The 14,445-nt window shown below is 72.4% G+C and carries 13 protein-coding genes; 7 read left to right on the forward strand and 6 right to left on the reverse strand.

The annotated features are described in order from the left end of the window. The first annotated feature begins 1 nt into the window (after position 1). Complete coding sequence (locus tag FHU33_RS26200) at positions 2-646, forward strand: DUF4333 domain-containing protein (RefSeq protein WP_142025563.1); 645 nt, start codon at positions 2-4, stop codon at positions 644-646. Here FHU33_RS26200 and FHU33_RS11965 read toward each other — a convergent pair whose 3' ends face one another. Continuing rightward, on the reverse strand, positions 647-1,567 hold the full coding sequence (locus tag FHU33_RS11965; protein WP_142027117.1) for a 5'-3' exonuclease: 921 nt from the start codon (positions 1,565-1,567) through the stop codon (positions 647-649). It lies immediately after the preceding gene. Positions 1,568-1,744: 177 nt separating this feature from the next. Between FHU33_RS11965 and FHU33_RS11970 the strand changes: the two genes are divergently transcribed. From FHU33_RS11970 to FHU33_RS11980, 3 genes are read left to right on the forward strand one after another with little or no spacing between them, the layout of a single operon-like run. Beyond that, the gene (locus FHU33_RS11970) at positions 1,745-2,899 is read left to right on the forward strand and encodes a M24 family metallopeptidase (protein ID WP_246063538.1); all 1,155 of its coding nucleotides are present in this window, start codon (positions 1,745-1,747) and stop codon (positions 2,897-2,899) included. Next, the gene (locus tag FHU33_RS11975; RefSeq protein WP_142025564.1) at positions 2,874-3,356 is read left to right on the forward strand and encodes an Lrp/AsnC family transcriptional regulator; all 483 of its coding nucleotides are present in this window, start codon (positions 2,874-2,876) and stop codon (positions 3,354-3,356) included. Before FHU33_RS11970 ends, FHU33_RS11975 begins: the two co-directional genes overlap by 26 nt. 42 nt (positions 3,357-3,398) lie before the next feature. Beyond that, positions 3,399-5,576 (forward strand): intein-containing Rv2578c family radical SAM protein, encoded by a 2,178-nt coding sequence (locus FHU33_RS11980; protein ID WP_142025565.1) that lies wholly within the window; start codon positions 3,399-3,401, stop codon positions 5,574-5,576. Position 5,577: 1 nt separating this feature from the next. Here the strand turns inward: FHU33_RS11980 and FHU33_RS11985 are convergent, their stop codons facing one another. From FHU33_RS11985 to FHU33_RS11995, 3 genes are all read right to left on the reverse strand, one after another. Beyond that, positions 5,578-6,072, reverse strand: a complete 495-nt coding sequence (locus tag FHU33_RS11985) for an asparaginase domain-containing protein (protein ID WP_142025566.1) — start codon at positions 6,070-6,072, stop codon at positions 5,578-5,580. After that, a complete protein-coding gene (locus FHU33_RS11990; protein ID WP_142025567.1) occupies positions 6,072-7,604 on the reverse strand; it encodes a pyridoxal-phosphate dependent enzyme in 1,533 nt (510 codons plus the stop codon). Before FHU33_RS11990 ends, FHU33_RS11985 begins: the two co-directional genes overlap by 1 nt. A gap of 113 nt (positions 7,605-7,717) precedes the next feature. Then, on the reverse strand, positions 7,718-8,563 hold the full coding sequence (locus tag FHU33_RS11995; protein ID WP_142025568.1) for a hypothetical protein: 846 nt from the start codon (positions 8,561-8,563) through the stop codon (positions 7,718-7,720). Between the two features lie 328 nt (positions 8,564-8,891). Between FHU33_RS11995 and FHU33_RS12000 the strand changes: the two genes are divergently transcribed. Next, a complete protein-coding gene (locus tag FHU33_RS12000; protein WP_142025569.1) occupies positions 8,892-9,752 on the forward strand; it encodes a lysophospholipid acyltransferase family protein in 861 nt (286 codons plus the stop codon). Between the two features lies 1 nt (position 9,753). On the opposite strand, the gene FHU33_RS12005 is transcribed toward FHU33_RS12000, so the two are convergent. Together FHU33_RS12005 and FHU33_RS12010 are read right to left on the reverse strand one after the other, a co-directional pair. After that, positions 9,754-10,287, reverse strand: a complete 534-nt coding sequence (locus tag FHU33_RS12005) for a GNAT family N-acetyltransferase (RefSeq protein ID WP_142025570.1) — start codon at positions 10,285-10,287, stop codon at positions 9,754-9,756. A 48-nt stretch (positions 10,288-10,335) separates the two neighbouring features. Beyond that, positions 10,336-11,745: a KamA family radical SAM protein gene (locus FHU33_RS12010; protein ID WP_142025571.1), complete on the reverse strand. Its 1,410-nt coding sequence runs from the start codon at positions 11,743-11,745 to the stop codon at positions 10,336-10,338. A gap of 123 nt (positions 11,746-11,868) precedes the next feature. Here FHU33_RS12010 and kdd point away from each other — a divergent pair, with 123 nt between their 5' ends. Further along, positions 11,869-12,897 (forward strand): L-erythro-3,5-diaminohexanoate dehydrogenase, encoded by a 1,029-nt coding sequence (gene kdd / locus FHU33_RS12015; protein WP_211355100.1) that lies wholly within the window; start codon positions 11,869-11,871, stop codon positions 12,895-12,897. Next, positions 12,894-14,420 carry an amidohydrolase gene (locus FHU33_RS12020; protein WP_142025572.1) on the forward strand — a complete coding sequence of 509 codons (1,527 nt, stop codon included), beginning with the start codon at positions 12,894-12,896 and terminating at the stop codon, positions 14,418-14,420. Before kdd ends, FHU33_RS12020 begins: the two co-directional genes overlap by 4 nt. Positions 14,421-14,445 lie beyond the last annotated feature (25 nt).

The following is a 14,445-nucleotide window of genomic DNA, read 5'->3' on the forward strand; positions in this document are numbered from 1 at the left end:
CATGACCAACCCGCCGCAGGGCAGCGACGAGCCGGGCCCCATCGGTCCCGGACAGAACCCGGGAGAGCTGCCCGATCCCGACCGCCACCCCACCCAGCCGGTGCCGCCGGTCGGTCCCCCGCAACAGCCCTACGGCGACTACGGGCAGCCCCGGCCAGGGCCGGGCGGCGCCTACGGCCAGCCCTACGGCCAGCCGCCGTCCCAGCCCTACGGCCAGTACGGCCACCAGCCCTACGGGCAGGCGCCGCAGCACGGACCGGCGCCCTACGGGCAGCCCCAGTACGGGCAGCCCCAGTACGGCGCCGCGCCCGAACCGCACGGTCAGCCGGCGGCCTCGCCGAAGTCACGGGTCGGCCTGATCGCCGCGGTGACGGCCGGCATCCTCCTGCTCATCGCCGTCGGCGTCGTCCTGGCACTGAACATGTCCTCGACGGTGCTGGACCGGACCGCCGTCCAGCAGGACGTGGCGGTCCAGTTCGAGGAGCGCGAGGGCGTGGCCGTCGATCTCGAGTGCGCGGAGGAGATGAAGGTGACCTCGGGGGCGACCTACGAGTGCACCGGGACCACCGCGGACGGCGAGGACGTGACCCTGCAGATCGCGATCACCGACGAGCAGACCGCGGCCTACACGTGGACCGAGCCCTGATCATCGGCCGACGGCGTCGGCGGGCCACCCCAGGGCCGCGCCCAGCCGCTTTACCGAGTTCTCGATGCCGTGGCGGGCCGCCAGCTCCGCCAGCGCCTCCGGGTCGGCGGGGGAGCGGGGCAGGGCTCCCTCGATCGGCGAGAGGTCGATGGTCGTCGCGACCGCCACGACCACCGGGGCGGCGTCGAGGTAGTCCGCCGCGGCGTGCATCTTCCTGAGGACGGCGGCGGTCAGCGGCGGCCTGGGGACGACGGTCCGCCCGACGGCCGCCCGGATGCCGGCGAGATCGCCGAACTCGTTGATCAGCGCGGCCGCGGTCTTCGCGCCGACTCCGGCCACGCCGGGGAGCCCGTCGCTGGGATCGCCGCGCAGGACGGCGAAGTCGGCGTACGCGCGCCCGGGGATGCCGTACTTCGCCGTCACCCCGGCCTCGTCGACGAATTCGATGTCGGTGATGCCGCGGGCGGTGTACAGCACCCGGACGCCCCGCGCGTCGTCGACCAGCTGGAAGAGGTCGCGGTCACCGGTGACGACGTCGACCGGTCCGCGGGCGCGCGTGGCCAGGGTGCCGATGACGTCGTCGGCCTCGTAGCCGGAGGCGCCGATGCGGTCGATGCCCGCCGCGGCCAGGACGTCGATCAGCACCGGAACCTGCGGGCCCAGCTCGTCGGGCACCTCCTCGCCGCCCTCGGGAGCCACGCGGTGCGCCTTGTAGGAGGGGAGGGCCTCCACGCGGAAGGCCGGCCGCCAGTCGTCGTCCCAGCAGGCGACCAGCCGGTGGGGGGCGTGCGTGGTCAGCAGCCGCGCGGTCATGTCGAGGAAGCCGCGGACGGCGTTGATCGGTCGGCCGTCGGGCGTCGTCACGCTGGTGGGCACGCCGTAGAAGGCCCGGAAGTAGAGGCTGGCCGCGTCCAGCAGCATCGTGGTCACGAGTTCTCCTCGCCGTCCCCCGCAAGCGGGAGGTGCCCCCAGCGGGGCGTCCTCGTGCCCGTTGGTGCTGTGTTCCTGGCTGAACTCGCACGTTCGATCACGATGGCGGACGGTAGCGGTCCGGCAACGATTGCGGAAAACGGCGGTGCCCGTGGCTACTCTGCGCTGGTGGGAACCGCGACTGCACCGGCCGGAGCCGGCCCCCTGGTGACGATCGACCGGGTGCACGCCGCCCGGGACATCGCGGCCGAGACCGGCGTCGACCTCCTGGTGCTGACGCCCGGGTCGGATCTGCGGTACCTGTGCGGCTACGACGCGCACGCGATGGAGCGGCTGACGGCCCTGGTCGTGCCGCGCTGCGGGGATCCGTTCCTCGTCGTCCCGCGGCTCGAGGCGCCGATGGTGGACGCGAGCCCCGCCGGGAGTCTCGGCCTGGAACTGCTGGCCTGGGACGAGACCGACGACCCGTTCGCCCTGCTGGCGCGCGCGGCCGGTGCCCGCCTCGGGGCGGCGCCCGCACGGGTCGCGGTCGGTGCCCGGACCTGGGCGGAACACGCGCTCGGCGTCCAGCGGGCGCTGGCCGGCTCGGCGCTGGAGATCGCGAGCCCGGTCGTGGACCGGCTGCGGATGGTCAAGTCCGCGGCGGAGATCGAGGAGCTCGCGCTGGCCGGCGCAGCCATCGATCGCGTGCACGCCCGGATGGCCGAGTGGCTCCGCGTCGGGCGGACGGAGGCCGAGGTCGGCGCCGACATCGCGGCGGCGATCATCGCCGAGGGGCACACCGGCGTCGACTTCACCATCGTCGGGTCCGGGCCGAACGGCGCCAGCCCGCATCACGAGCTCTCCGGTCGGACCGTCCAGGCCCGCGATCTCGTCGTCGTGGACATCGGGGGCGAGACGGTGACCGGCTACCGGTCCGACTGCACCCGTACCTACGTCGTCGGCGGCTCGCCGGACGCCGAGGTGGCCGAGTGGTACGCCGTCCTGCAGGCCGCGCAGGAGACCTCCACGGCGGCGGTCCGCCCGGGCGTGACCGCCGAGGAGGTCGACGCCGCGGCCCGCCGGGTGATCGACGACGCCGGGTGGGGGGAGCACTTCATCCACCGCACCGGCCACGGCATCGGTCTGGACACCCACGAGGCGCCCTACATCGTGGCCGGCAACGACCTGCCGCTGGTGCCGGGGATGGCCTTCTCGGTCGAGCCGGGCATCTACCTCCCGGGACGGTGCGGCGCCCGCATCGAGGACATCGTCGTCTGCACCGAGGACGGCGTCCGCACGCTGAACGAGGGCCGGCGTGAACTCGTCGAACTCCCCGGCTGAGCCGGGCGCGGCAGTGCCCGCCGTGGACGTCGACCGTGCCCTGCTCGCCGCCCTGGCCCGTGACGGGCGGGCCAGCTACACCGAGCTCGCCGAGAAGGTCGGCCTGTCGGTGTCCGCGGTGCACCAGCGGGTGCGGCGGCTCGAGCAGCGCGGGCTGATCACGGGGTACCACGCATCCCTCGACGCGAAGACGCTGGGACTGCCGCTGACCGCCTTCGTCTCGATCACGCCGATCGACGTCGCCCAGCCCGACGACGCCCCCGCCCGGCTGGCCCATCTGAGCGCCATCGAGGCGTGCCACTCGGTCGCCGGCGTGGAGAGCTACGTCCTCAAGGTGCGGGTCGCCTCACCCGACGCCCTGGAGCACCTGCTCCACGACATCCGGGTCGCCGCGAACGTCACCACGCGGACGACGGTCGTGCTCTCCACCTTCTACGAGGACCGCCCACCCATCTGACGCCGGACTGGACAGGCGTTCGAACATGTGTTCGCATGAGGCATGAGATGGGACGCGCAGCGGCTCGACCTCGAGGACCCGACCACGCTGCCCGGCATGCCGAGCATCCGCGGACTGCTGCGCAGCGTCCAGGTGCCGGAGTTCCCCGGGCTGACGTTCCACGAGGTGCGCGCGAAGAGCGCCCTCAACCACGTGCCGGGCGAATCGGCCATGCCGTTCCCCTGGACGATCAATCCTTATCGGGGCTGCAGCCATTCCTGTGTGTACTGCATATCGGGGGATACGCAGGTTCTCATGGCCGACGGCAGCCAGCGACCCATTGCGGAGCTACGCGTGGGGGACCGCATCGTCGGCACCGAAAAGCGGGGCACATACCGCCACTACGTGATGACCGACGTTCTCGCGCACTGGTCCACGGTCAAACCGGCGCACCGGGTATCGCTGGCCGACGGAACGCAGATCGTCGCAAGCGGCGACCATCAATTCCTCACCGGTCGCGGATGGAAGCACGTCACCGGTTCGATGAGTGGTGCAGACCAGCGCCCCTATCTCACGACGAATGACAGCCTGCTCGGTTTCGGCAGGACCGTGGACACGCTCGCCGCATGTCACGAATACCGGCGCGGTTACCTGACCGGCATGGTCCGCGGTGACGCCGATCTCGGGGTCTACCGCTACGAGCGTCCGGGACGGGCGCCCGGGGACGTCCACCGGTTTCGGCTGGCCTTGGCCGACGTCGACGGGCTGCACCGCACGCGGGCCTACCTGGCGCAGGAGGGTGTCGTGACCGACTGGTTCGACTTCACCCTGGCTACCGAGAAGCGGCGCGCGATGACCGCCATCCGCACGTCCGCCGCAGCCAAGGTCGCTCGGATCCGCAGTCTGGTCGAATGGCCCCAGGACCCTGGGGAAGCGTGGCAGCGGGGCTTCCTCGCCGGCATCTTCGATGCGGAGGGATCCCGCAGCAAAGGCGTCCTGCGGATCAGCAACTCCGACGACGAGATGCTCCGTCGGACGGAGAAGGCATTCGCGACGCTCGGCTTCGACGCCGTGCTGGAGGACCGGCGTCTGCCCGATCGCGTACGGAACGTCCGTCTTCGCGGCGGTCTACGGGAACACATGCGTTTCGCGCACCTCGTCGATCCGGCGATCCGGAGGAAGTGTTCCGTCGACGGCATCGCGGTCAAGAGCGACGCGGATCTGCGAGTGGTCAGCATCCAGGCACTCGGCCTCGAGGTGCCGATGTTCGACATCACGACCGGTACGGGCGACTTCATCGCCAACGGGGTGATCAGCCACAACTGCTTCGCTCGAAAGACGCATGAATGGCTCGAACTGGATTCCGGGCGGGACTTCGACACGCAGGTCGTGGTCAAGACGAATCTGGTCGACGTCCTCCGGAGGGAACTGGCCCGGCCGTCCTGGAAGCGCGAACACGTCGCCCTCGGGACGAACACCGACCCCTATCAGCGGGCCGAGGGGCGGTACCGGTTGATGCCCGGCGTCATCCGGGCGCTGGCAACTTCCGGGACGCCCTTCTCCATCCTGACCAAGGGCACGCTGCTGCGCCGGGACATCCCGCTGCTGGCCGAGGCGGCAGAGCGGGTCCCGCTCGGCTTGGGCGTCTCCATGGCGATCTGGGACGACGAGCTGCACGCCGGCCTGGAACCCGGTGTCCCGACGCCGCGGGCCCGCCTCGACCTGGTGAGAGCACTCGCCGATGCAGGTCTGCCCTGCGGGGTGTTCCTCGCTCCGGTGCTGCCAGGGCTGACGGACGGCGTGGTGGAGCTGGACGCCGCTCTGGAAGCCGTCGCCGCCGCCGGGGCCTCCGGCGTCACCGTCATCCCGCTGCACCTGCGTCCCGGTGCGCGGGAGTGGTTCATGGCCTGGCTGTCCCGGGAGCACCCCGAACTCGTCCCGCGCTACCAGCAGCTGTACGCGCGGCGGGCGTACGTGCCGGCCGACTACCGCACGTGGCTGGCTCAGCGCGTGGCGCCCCTGCTCGCGAAGCACGGCCTGGACCGGCAGAGCGGGGGAGCGGCGCGCGGAGCCGACCCGGCCGTGGCCAGCGGCGTCCCCGGTGACGCCGAGGTGGGGTTTCCGGACGGCAGCCTGCCGACCGGCGGCCTGCCCGGAGCCCGGCCCGGGAGCACGTCGCCGGTGCCCCCGGTGCGCGCAAGCGCTCCGGCCACAGCAGCAGAACAGCTTCCCCTCCTGTGATCTACGGAGCGTCCCCATCGTCGGCGATGAACAGTCCACGGCGGCAGTCCTTGATCGTCGTGCCGGCGGGGAAGACCCGGCCGCTCATCGCGATGAAGATGCCGGCGGGAAGGAGCTGCAGGGCGCCGACGGCCAGACCCACGTTGAAGGATGCGTCGCTGTCGATCATCCGGGCCGGTTGCATGGCGCCGGTGAGCACGACGACCTTTCCGTGAACGCCCTGGAGGTGCGCTGCGGTGGTCGTCATCGAGTCGGTGCCGTGGGTGATGAGGACGTGTTCGGTGTCGGAGGTCTCGGCGCGGTGACGGATGAGGTCGCGGTCGTCGTCGTCGAGGTCGCGGCTGTCCTTGCGGCAGACGCTGTCGATGGTGACCTCGAGGTCGGTCCGAATCCGTTGGAGCAGGGTGCCGATCATCGGTGGTCCGGTGACCATCGTCCCCTGGAGGGAGTACTCGACATCGATGGTGCCGCCGGTCGTGATCACGTGCAGGCGCATCAGCCGGCCCGGGAGGCGATGACGTCGAGTTCGACCCGCGCACCGAAGGGAAGCTCGCCGACAGCGAAACAGGTGCGGGCCGGCAGGGGCTCGGGAAGGGTGGCCAGGTAGACCTCGTCCATTGCATGTCGGTCGGTCATGCTGGCGAGGTAGACGGTGATCTTGACGATGTCGGGGAACCCGAGGCCCGCCGTCGACAGGGTTGCGGCGAGGTTGGCGAAGGCCTGCCGGGTCTCGGCGAGGATGCCGCCGCGAACGATCTCGCCGTCGGCCACGCCGAGTTGACCGGAGACGAAGACGACGTCACCGGCGACGCGGAGCGGGCTGTAGGGGTGGGCGGCGTCGGAGAAGCGTTTGGGCGCGGACGGGGCAGTCGCGGTCACGCTGGTTCCGGCCTCGCGCAGCGGCAGTTCGTCCTCGGTCACGCCGAACACCTGACCCATGGCAACGGCGGCCTTCAGGCCGGTGCCGGTCAGGACGACCACGGTCGTCTCACCGGGGCGGATCGCCCCGCGGGCGGCGAAGACGTCGATCGCGGCGGCTGCCGACGCGCAGGTGGGTTCGGCGTAGAGGCCGATGCCGGCCAGGCGGCGGGTGGCGGCGACGATGTCCTCTTCGGGGATGGCGGCGGTGTCCCCGTCCGAGCGCCGGATCGCCTCGACGACCTCCGGTAGCCGGATCGGCGTCCTGATCGCGGTGCCTTCGGCGATCGTCGGTCCGAAGTCGACATCCGTGTGCCCCTGGAACGCCGCGTGGATCGGCGCGCACCGCTCGGGCTGAGCGACCAGCAGCCGGGGGAGGCGGTCGATGTGGCCGGCGGCGAGCAGCTCGCCGAAGCCGAGGTCGCAGCCCAGGACGATGCTGCCGGCTCCGGCCACGGTGACGATCGCGTCGGGGGCGGAGAACCCGAGGTCCTCCCACAGCTCGTAGGCGAGGGTCTTCACGCCCTGCAGGAACAGGGGGTGCCAGTTGTGGCTCGCGTAGCAGGTGGTGGCGGCCTCGCGGACGGCCTGGGCGCCGGTGGCATCCCGGTCGCCGGGCACGAGGGCGACCTCGGCACCGTAGGCGCGGGCCTGCAGCACCTTGGTTGGCGACGTCGATTCGGGGGCGAGGATGCGGGCGGCGATGCCGGCGGCGGCGCAGTAGCCGGCGACCGAGGAACCGCCGTTGCCGGAGCTGTCCTCGATGACGGCCTCGACGCCGACCTGGGACAGGGCCGAGATCATGACACTGGTGCCGCGGTCCTTGAAGCTGCCGGTGGGGTTGAACCACTCCAGCTTGAACCGCACGTCCTGCTGACCCCAGCGCGCTGCGACCAGCGGGGTGCACCCCTCGCCGAGAGTCACCGGCGCGGCGATCTCGCCGGGGAGGGCCCCCCGATAGCGCCACAGCGACCGCTCGACGGTGTCGATCTGCGCTGGTCCGATGCCTGTCCTGGGCGTCATCGTGAGCGGAGCGCCGTCCTCGCCACGCCAGCGCACCGGGTCGTAGGTGTAGGTCCGACCCGACCGAGGGTCGAGGAGAGCGTCCATGGACGCCTTCCTATCATCGGCCGGACGAGCGGTTCACCGTCGACGGTCTGTGCGCGTCGGCACGATCACCGGCACTACCTCGGCGCTGTCCCGGGGCAGGCGCGGTCCAGGTGTCAGCCCGCCAGGCGGGCTGACCGACCGGCTGCCCGTGCTGCGCGCACCACGCCCCGCGGCGAGACCGGCGGTGCCCCGGCGGCGAGGGCGAGACGCCGGTAGGAGTCGTAGGACAGCTCCCGGTACGCCACGGCCAGCTCCTCGGCCCACGCCTCGCGTGACGGGGCAGCGGTCGCCCGCAGGTGCTGCGCGGTCCGGACGGCGTGCTTGGTGAAGGTGGCTTGCAGCGCCTGGTTGGACAGCCGCCCGCCGATGCGCGAATCCAGTCCCGGACCGCGCCGCAGTGCGGGCAGCACCCAGGGGCTCTCCGCCAGCGCAGGGAAGCGCGAGCGCACCGACTCCCACGCGTGCCACGCGGTCGACGCACCCGAGAGCGACCACTCACCCTCGTCGGTCGACACGAGCAACCGCCGGCCACTCGGTCGCACCTGCTCGCGGCGCAGCGAGCGGAACGCCGCCACCGGCGCCGGCCAGCCGAGCGCGAGGGCGCACCAGGTCACCGATCGCAGATGCTCGGGGTCCTCGTTGCGGATCTGGGTCAGGGGGCGCAGGTCGAGCTCGGGCGGATCGGGCTCCGGTGTCGCGACCCGCGGCAGGGCCACACCGCCGTACCGGGCGACCTTGGTGTACAGCGCCACCGTCGCCGGCTTCCAGCCCCGGGCCGCCGTCAGCGGCTCGAGCCCTGTCTCGCCGAGCTGATCCGGGCCGAGCCCGAGTTCCAAGGCGGCGTCGGCCAGCCGGCGCCACTGCGCCTCGTACCCCGGGGGCGCGTCCAGTCGGCGCCAGGCGCGCGCCGGGGGAGGGGCCGGCATGTCGGGCAGCGGCTGCTGCCATCCACCTCGCATGACGGAACACTACCGTTATCCCCAACAAAAATGCATCTCTGTTTTGTGGTCACCTGCCGAACCCGAGGAACGACGCCCTCCGGGCGCCGCAGCAGCAATCGCTGGGGCGTCGGGGCCGGTTGCAGGGTGACCAGGAGGGATGGGGACCAGAGGTCCCCACGAATTGTCGTGACTGATGTTGGGGATAACGGATGTCGATGTCGATGTCGGATACGGGCTCATCGATGTGCTCTCGGCCGTGCCGGCTGAGCCGACGTCGCTATTCGCACCGGTCTCCCCGCGGGGCACCGCCCGGGCGGCACACAGCCGAACGGGCTAGATTCCGGCCATGTACACGGCGAGCTGGCGCGACGTCGTCCGCGGCAACCTGTTCGGCGCACTGCCTCCGCGAAGGGACCGGCCCTACCGGTTCATCATCCGGCTCTGCCTGGTCGTCTTCCGGCTCTTCCGCTTCCGCTTCGACGTCCGCGGCTCCGAGCACGTGCCCACCACGGGCGGCGCGATCATCTGCAGCAACCACGTCAGTTTCTTCGACTTCACCTTCCTCGGCCTGGGCGCGCTGCCCCAGCACCGGATGGTGCGCTTCATGGCGAAGGCCGCCGTCTTCCACCACTGGTTCTCCGGTCCCTTCATGCGCGCCATGCAGCACATCCCGGTCGACCGGAAGGCCGGTGCCGCCGCCTTCGAGTCCGCCGTCCGGGCCCTCAAGGACGGCGAGGTCGTCGGCGTCTTCCCCGAGGCCACGATCAGCACCAGCTTCACCGTGAAGGACCTCAAGGCCGGTGCCGCCCGGATGGCCGTCGACGCCGGCGTGCCGATCATCCCGGCAGCGGTCTGGGGCGGGCACCGCGTCGCCACCAAGGGCCACAAGGTCGACCTGCGCCGCGGCGTGGCGGTCACGGTCATCCTGGGCGAGCCCCTGGTGCCGGAACCGGGGGAGAAGCCACAGGCGCTCCTGCGCCGCACCCGCGCAGCCATGGAGGCCCTGCTGGACCAGGCGCAGCGGACCTATCCGCAGCAGCCGGCCGGGCCGGAGGACCGCTGGTGGCTTCCGGCGCACCTGGGCGGCACCGCCCCGACGCCCGAGGAGGCCGCGGTCAAGGACTCGCTCCGTGCCGCAGGCAAGGAGGTCACGGCCGAGCGGCCGCACCCGATCAAGCGGCTGCTGGTCCGGGTCCGCCGCCGCTGACTCACACCACGACGACGGGTGCCATCAGCCGGAACGTCTCCAGCTCCACCTCGTACCACCGGCGGAACCGGCCGATCGGCGCCATGCCCAGCCGGGCGCACACCGCCATGGAGGCCCGGTTTCCAGGCCGGACGACGGCGTAGACCTCGGGCACCCCGTCGCCGAACCCCCGGTCGATGACCGCGCGGGCCGCCTCGGTCGCGTAACCGTGGCCCCAGGAGTCGGGATGGAGGTGCCACCCCACCTCGACCTCCCCGACACCGTTGGGCAAGGGCTTGAACAGCACCGTGCCGGCGACGGTGGGGGAGTTGCGGATCTCGATGGCCCAGCACCCGTAACGCTCGTCGAGCGCGCTCACCGCGGCCCAACGGGACACCAGCTCCTCCGGCGGGATCGACGGCGTCCCGCCGATCCCGCGGATGATCTCCTCCCGGGAGTAGATGTCGGTCAGCCGGGCGATGTCCGCGGACGACGTGGTCCACGGACGCAGCCGCAGGCGCTGGGTCCGCAGTAGCACCTCATGCGTCGTCCCCACGGACGGTGGCTACCCGGGGCGGCCTCCCGGACACCCGGCGAGTGACGTTCAGCCGAGCAGGTCGGCCGCCGAGGCCGCCCGCGAGCTCGCGGCGCGCCGTTCGGCCGCAACCGGGTCCTGCTCCCGCTCCGCCCACCACGCCTGCCCGCTCGCGGGCAGGGTGCTGATCGGGTCGTAGTACGTGTAGCGGCGGTCCAGCGCCGCCTCGTCGCTGCGCTCGATGCCGGTGCGGTAGTTCTTCGTCCAGTAGCTGATGCCGCGCTCGCGGTCGTACTCGGCCACCTGGTGCACCCAGCGCTTGCCGACATAGGGCACGTCGCAGACGATCCGCGGCGTCGCGAAGCCGGGCAGGTACCCCATGATGTCGTGCTGCAGCGTCTGCGCCTGCGCCAGCGAGACCCGCCAGTGCTCGGCGCTGGGGATCATGTCGCACATGTAGAAGTAGTACGGCGTGATCGAGGCGCCGTCCTGGAGCGCGAAGCACAGGTCCAGCAGCTGGGTCGCCGTGGCGTTGACGCCCTTCAGCAGGACGCCCTGGTTTCGCACGTCCCGCACGCCGGCGTCCAGCATCGCCCGCGCCGCCTCGGCGACGAGCGGTGTCACCGACTGCGCGGCGTTCACGTGCGTGTGCACGGCGAGGGAGACCCCGCGCGCACGGGCGGTCGACGCCAACCGGCCCATGCCCTCGACCACGTCGTCCTGCAGCCAGTGCTGGGGGAGGCCCATCAGCGCCTTGGACGCCAGCCGGATGTCGCGCACCGACTCGATCTCGAGCAGCCCCGCCACGAACGCCTCGAGGTTCTTGAACGGCAGGTTGGCGACGTCGCCGCCGGACACCACGACATCCCGGACGCCGGGGGTCGCGCGCAGGTAGTCGAGCATCGCCGTCTGGCGGTCGACCGGCTTCAGCTCGAACTTCAGCTTCGGGACGGCGGGCGTCGAGTTGCCCACCAGGTCCATGCGGGTGCAGTGGCCGCAGTACTGCGGGCAGGTGGACAGCAGCTCGGCGAGCACCTTGGTGGGGTAGCGGTGGGTGAGCCCCTCGACCGCCCACATCTCGTGCTCGTGCAGCGAGTCCCGGGCCGCGTACGGATGGCTGGCCGCCGCACCGGGCAGCCGGTCGGAGGCCACGGGGAGCATGTAGCGGCGCACCGGGTCGGCCAGCATGGCCTCGGTGGACGGCACCGCACCCGGCACCATGGTGTTGAGCATCTGCGGCGGGAGGAGCAGCGACATCGTCGCCCGGCCGGCCTGGTCGGTCTCGACGTCGGCGTAGAAGGACTCGTCGAGCAGGTCGCCGTACACCGCGCGCAGCTGCCGCAGGTTCTTCACGCAGTTGACCCGCTGCCACTGGGCGCTCCGCCACTGCGCCGGCGTGATGTCGGCGAAACCGGGCAGCCGCCGCCAGTCCGGCTCGACGAGCTCGCGCGCCGAGTAGTCATAGGGCTGTTCGAGCACGGTGCCGCCTCCTGTCCCGCCACGGGGTTCCGCAACACGGGTGAGCCTACGGGAGAATCTTCGGCAGAACACTTGAGACGCGATAGGTTCTTCTGCGACAGACGGGTGAGGCGGGAGGGTCGCGTGCTGGAGACGATCGAACGGGCGCTCGGGGCGCACCGGGTACTCGAACCCCGCGGTGCGCTCCCGCAGGCGGCCCTCCGCCTGGACGCCGACCCGGCCATCGGGCCCGACGAGGTCCGGATCGCCGTCGAGCGGCTCAACCTCGACGCCGCCTCCTTCCGGCAGCTGTCGGAGTCCTGCGGCGGGGACGGCGAAGCCGTCCGGGCAGCGGTCCTCGAGATCGTCGAGGCGCGCGGCAAGATGCAGAACCCGGTCACCGGCTCGGGCGGCATGCTCATCGGGGTCGTGGACGCTGTCGGATCCGGATCACCGCTCGGTCTCACCGTCGGCCAGCGGGTCGCGACGCTCGTATCGCTCACGCTCACCCCGCTGCGCCTCACCGACGGCCTCACCGCCTGGGACGGCCGCAGCGAGCAGGTGCCGGCCGCCGGCACCGCCATCCTGTTCGCCCGGTCGATCGCCGCCGTCCTGCCCGACGACCTGCCGGATCCGGTGTCCCTCGCCGTCCTCGACGTGTGCGGGGCGCCCGCCGCGACGGCACGGGTGGTGGAGCGGACCGGTGCGCGTCGCGTCGCCGTCCTCGGGGCCGCGGGGAAGTCGGGCTCGCTCTCCCTCGCCGCCGCCCGGGCCGCCGGGGCAGCCGATCTCGTCGGGTTGGTCCGGAACGACGCCGAGGCTGCCGCGCTCGGTGCCTCCGGTCTCGCCGACCGCGTGGTGGTCGCCGACGCGACCGACCCCCTCGCCGTCGCGGCCGCCGCGGGAACCCCCGCCGACGTCACGGTCGTCTGCGTCGACGTGCCGGGCGCCGAACACGGGGCCGTGCTGGCCACGGCCGAAGGCGGCACCGTGGTCTTCTTCTCCATGGCCACGTCCTTCTCGGCGGCGGCCCTGGGCGCGGAGGGGATGGCGGCGGACGTGACGATGCTGGTCGGGAACGGCTACACACCGGGGCACGCGGCCCTGGCCCTGGACCTCTACCGGTCGAACGCCGGCGTGCGTTCGCTCATCGACCCCCGCGTCGAGGCATGAACCTCCTGCTGACCGACGTCACCGTCGGCGACCGACCGGGCCGCGCCGTCTCCGTCGTCGACGGCCGGATCGCCTGGCTGGGCTCCGCGACCGACGCTGCCACGGACGCCCCGCCCGCCGGCCGCGTCATCGCGGGGGAGGGCGCGCTGCTGACGCCGGCCTTCGTGGATGCGCACGTGCACGCGACCGCGACCGGTCTGGCGCTGAGCGGCCTCGACCTCCACTCGAGCCTGAGCCTCACCGATGCGACCGCAGCCATCCGTACCCACGTCGACCGCACGCCCGACGGCATCCTCCTGGGCACCGGCTGGGACGAGACCGGCTGGCCGGAGGGCCGTGGGCTGACCCGGCACGACCTCGACGCGCTCGTCGGAGACCGGCCCGCCTACCTCGCGCGGGTCGACGTCCACTCGGCGACCGTCTCGACCGCGATGCTCGACCGCATCCCCGGCATCACCGACCTGCCCGGTTACGACCCGGACGGGCAGCTGCGGCTGGACGCCCACCACGCCGCCCGGCAGGCCGCCTACGGCGCCGTCGGTCCTGCGCAGCGCCGGGCCGCCCAGCGGGCCACCCTCGACGCCGCGGCGAGGCTGGGCATCGGCAGCCTCCACGAGATGGCCGGGCCCGAGGTGTCCGGCGCCGACGACCTGGCCGGACTGCTGGCCCTGGCAGTGGAAGAGCCCGGTCCCCTCGTGGTCGGCTACTGGGGCGAGCTCGCGGAGCGCGGCGGGCTGGAGCTCGTCCGGGAACTGGGGTTGACAGGCGCCGGGGGCGACCTCTTCTGCGACGGCGCGTTCGGATCGCACACCGCCGCGCTGTCGCAGCCCTACACCGACCGCCCGGAGACCAACGGCGCCCTGCGCTTCGAGACGGCGTCCCTGGTCCACCACGTGCGCGCCTGCACGGAGGCATCGATCCAGGCCGGGTTCCACTGCATCGGCGACGCCGCGGTGAACCAGGTGCTCGAGGCCGTCGGCGTGGTCGTCGAGGAGCTGGGCGCCGCGGCCGTCCGCGCCTGCCGGCACCGGCTCGAGCACCTGGAGATGTGCGACGACGCGGTCATGGAGCGCATGCGTGCCTGGGGAATGGTGGCCAGCGTGCAACCGGCCTTCGACGCGGCCTGGGGCGGCGACGGGGGCATGTACGCCGAGCGGCTCGGTGTCCGGCGCGCCGCGGCCACCAACCCGTTCGCCGACCTGGCCGACGCCGGCGTGGCCCTCGCTCTCGGCAGCGACGCGCCGGTCACCCCGCTGGACCCGTGGGGCGGCGTGCACGCCGCCGTCGACCACCGCACGCCCGGCTCGGGACTGCGCCCGTTCGACGCCTTCGATGCCGCCACCCACGGCGGCTGGCACGCCGTCCGGGCCGAGCACGCCGCCGGCCCGCTCGCCGTGGGCGCCCCGGCCCACCTGGCCCTCTGGGCCACCGGGCAGACCCTCTCCGCCGTCCTGTCCGAGCGCGCCCGGCCCACGTGCCGGCTGCTATTCGTCGGCGGCGAGCCGATCGGAGACCTGCCGTGACAGTTATGGCCATAAACGCACCTGG

Source organism: Blastococcus colisei (assembly GCF_006717095.1).
In the GTDB taxonomy this organism is placed as follows: Bacteria; Actinomycetota; Actinomycetes; order Mycobacteriales; family Geodermatophilaceae; genus Blastococcus_B; species Blastococcus_B colisei.

Coding starts and splice junctions, on each gene's coding strand:
- FHU33_RS26200 (WP_142025563.1), top strand. CDS start 2: ATGACCAACCCGCCGCAGGGCAGCGACGAGCCGGGCCCCATCGGTCCC.
- FHU33_RS11965 (WP_142027117.1), bottom strand. CDS start 1,567: ATGCTGCTGGACGCGGCCAGCCTCTACTTCCGGGCCTTCTACGGCGTG.
- FHU33_RS11980 (WP_142025565.1), top strand. CDS start 3,399: ATGAGATGGGACGCGCAGCGGCTCGACCTCGAGGACCCGACCACGCTG.
- FHU33_RS11985 (WP_142025566.1), bottom strand. CDS start 6,072: ATGCGCCTGCACGTGATCACGACCGGCGGCACCATCGATGTCGAGTAC.
- FHU33_RS11990 (WP_142025567.1), bottom strand. CDS start 7,604: ATGGACGCTCTCCTCGACCCTCGGTCGGGTCGGACCTACACCTACGAC.
- FHU33_RS11995 (WP_142025568.1), bottom strand. CDS start 8,563: ATGCGAGGTGGATGGCAGCAGCCGCTGCCCGACATGCCGGCCCCTCCC.
- FHU33_RS12000 (WP_142025569.1), top strand. CDS start 8,892: ATGTACACGGCGAGCTGGCGCGACGTCGTCCGCGGCAACCTGTTCGGC.
- FHU33_RS12020 (WP_142025572.1), top strand. CDS start 12,894: ATGAACCTCCTGCTGACCGACGTCACCGTCGGCGACCGACCGGGCCGC.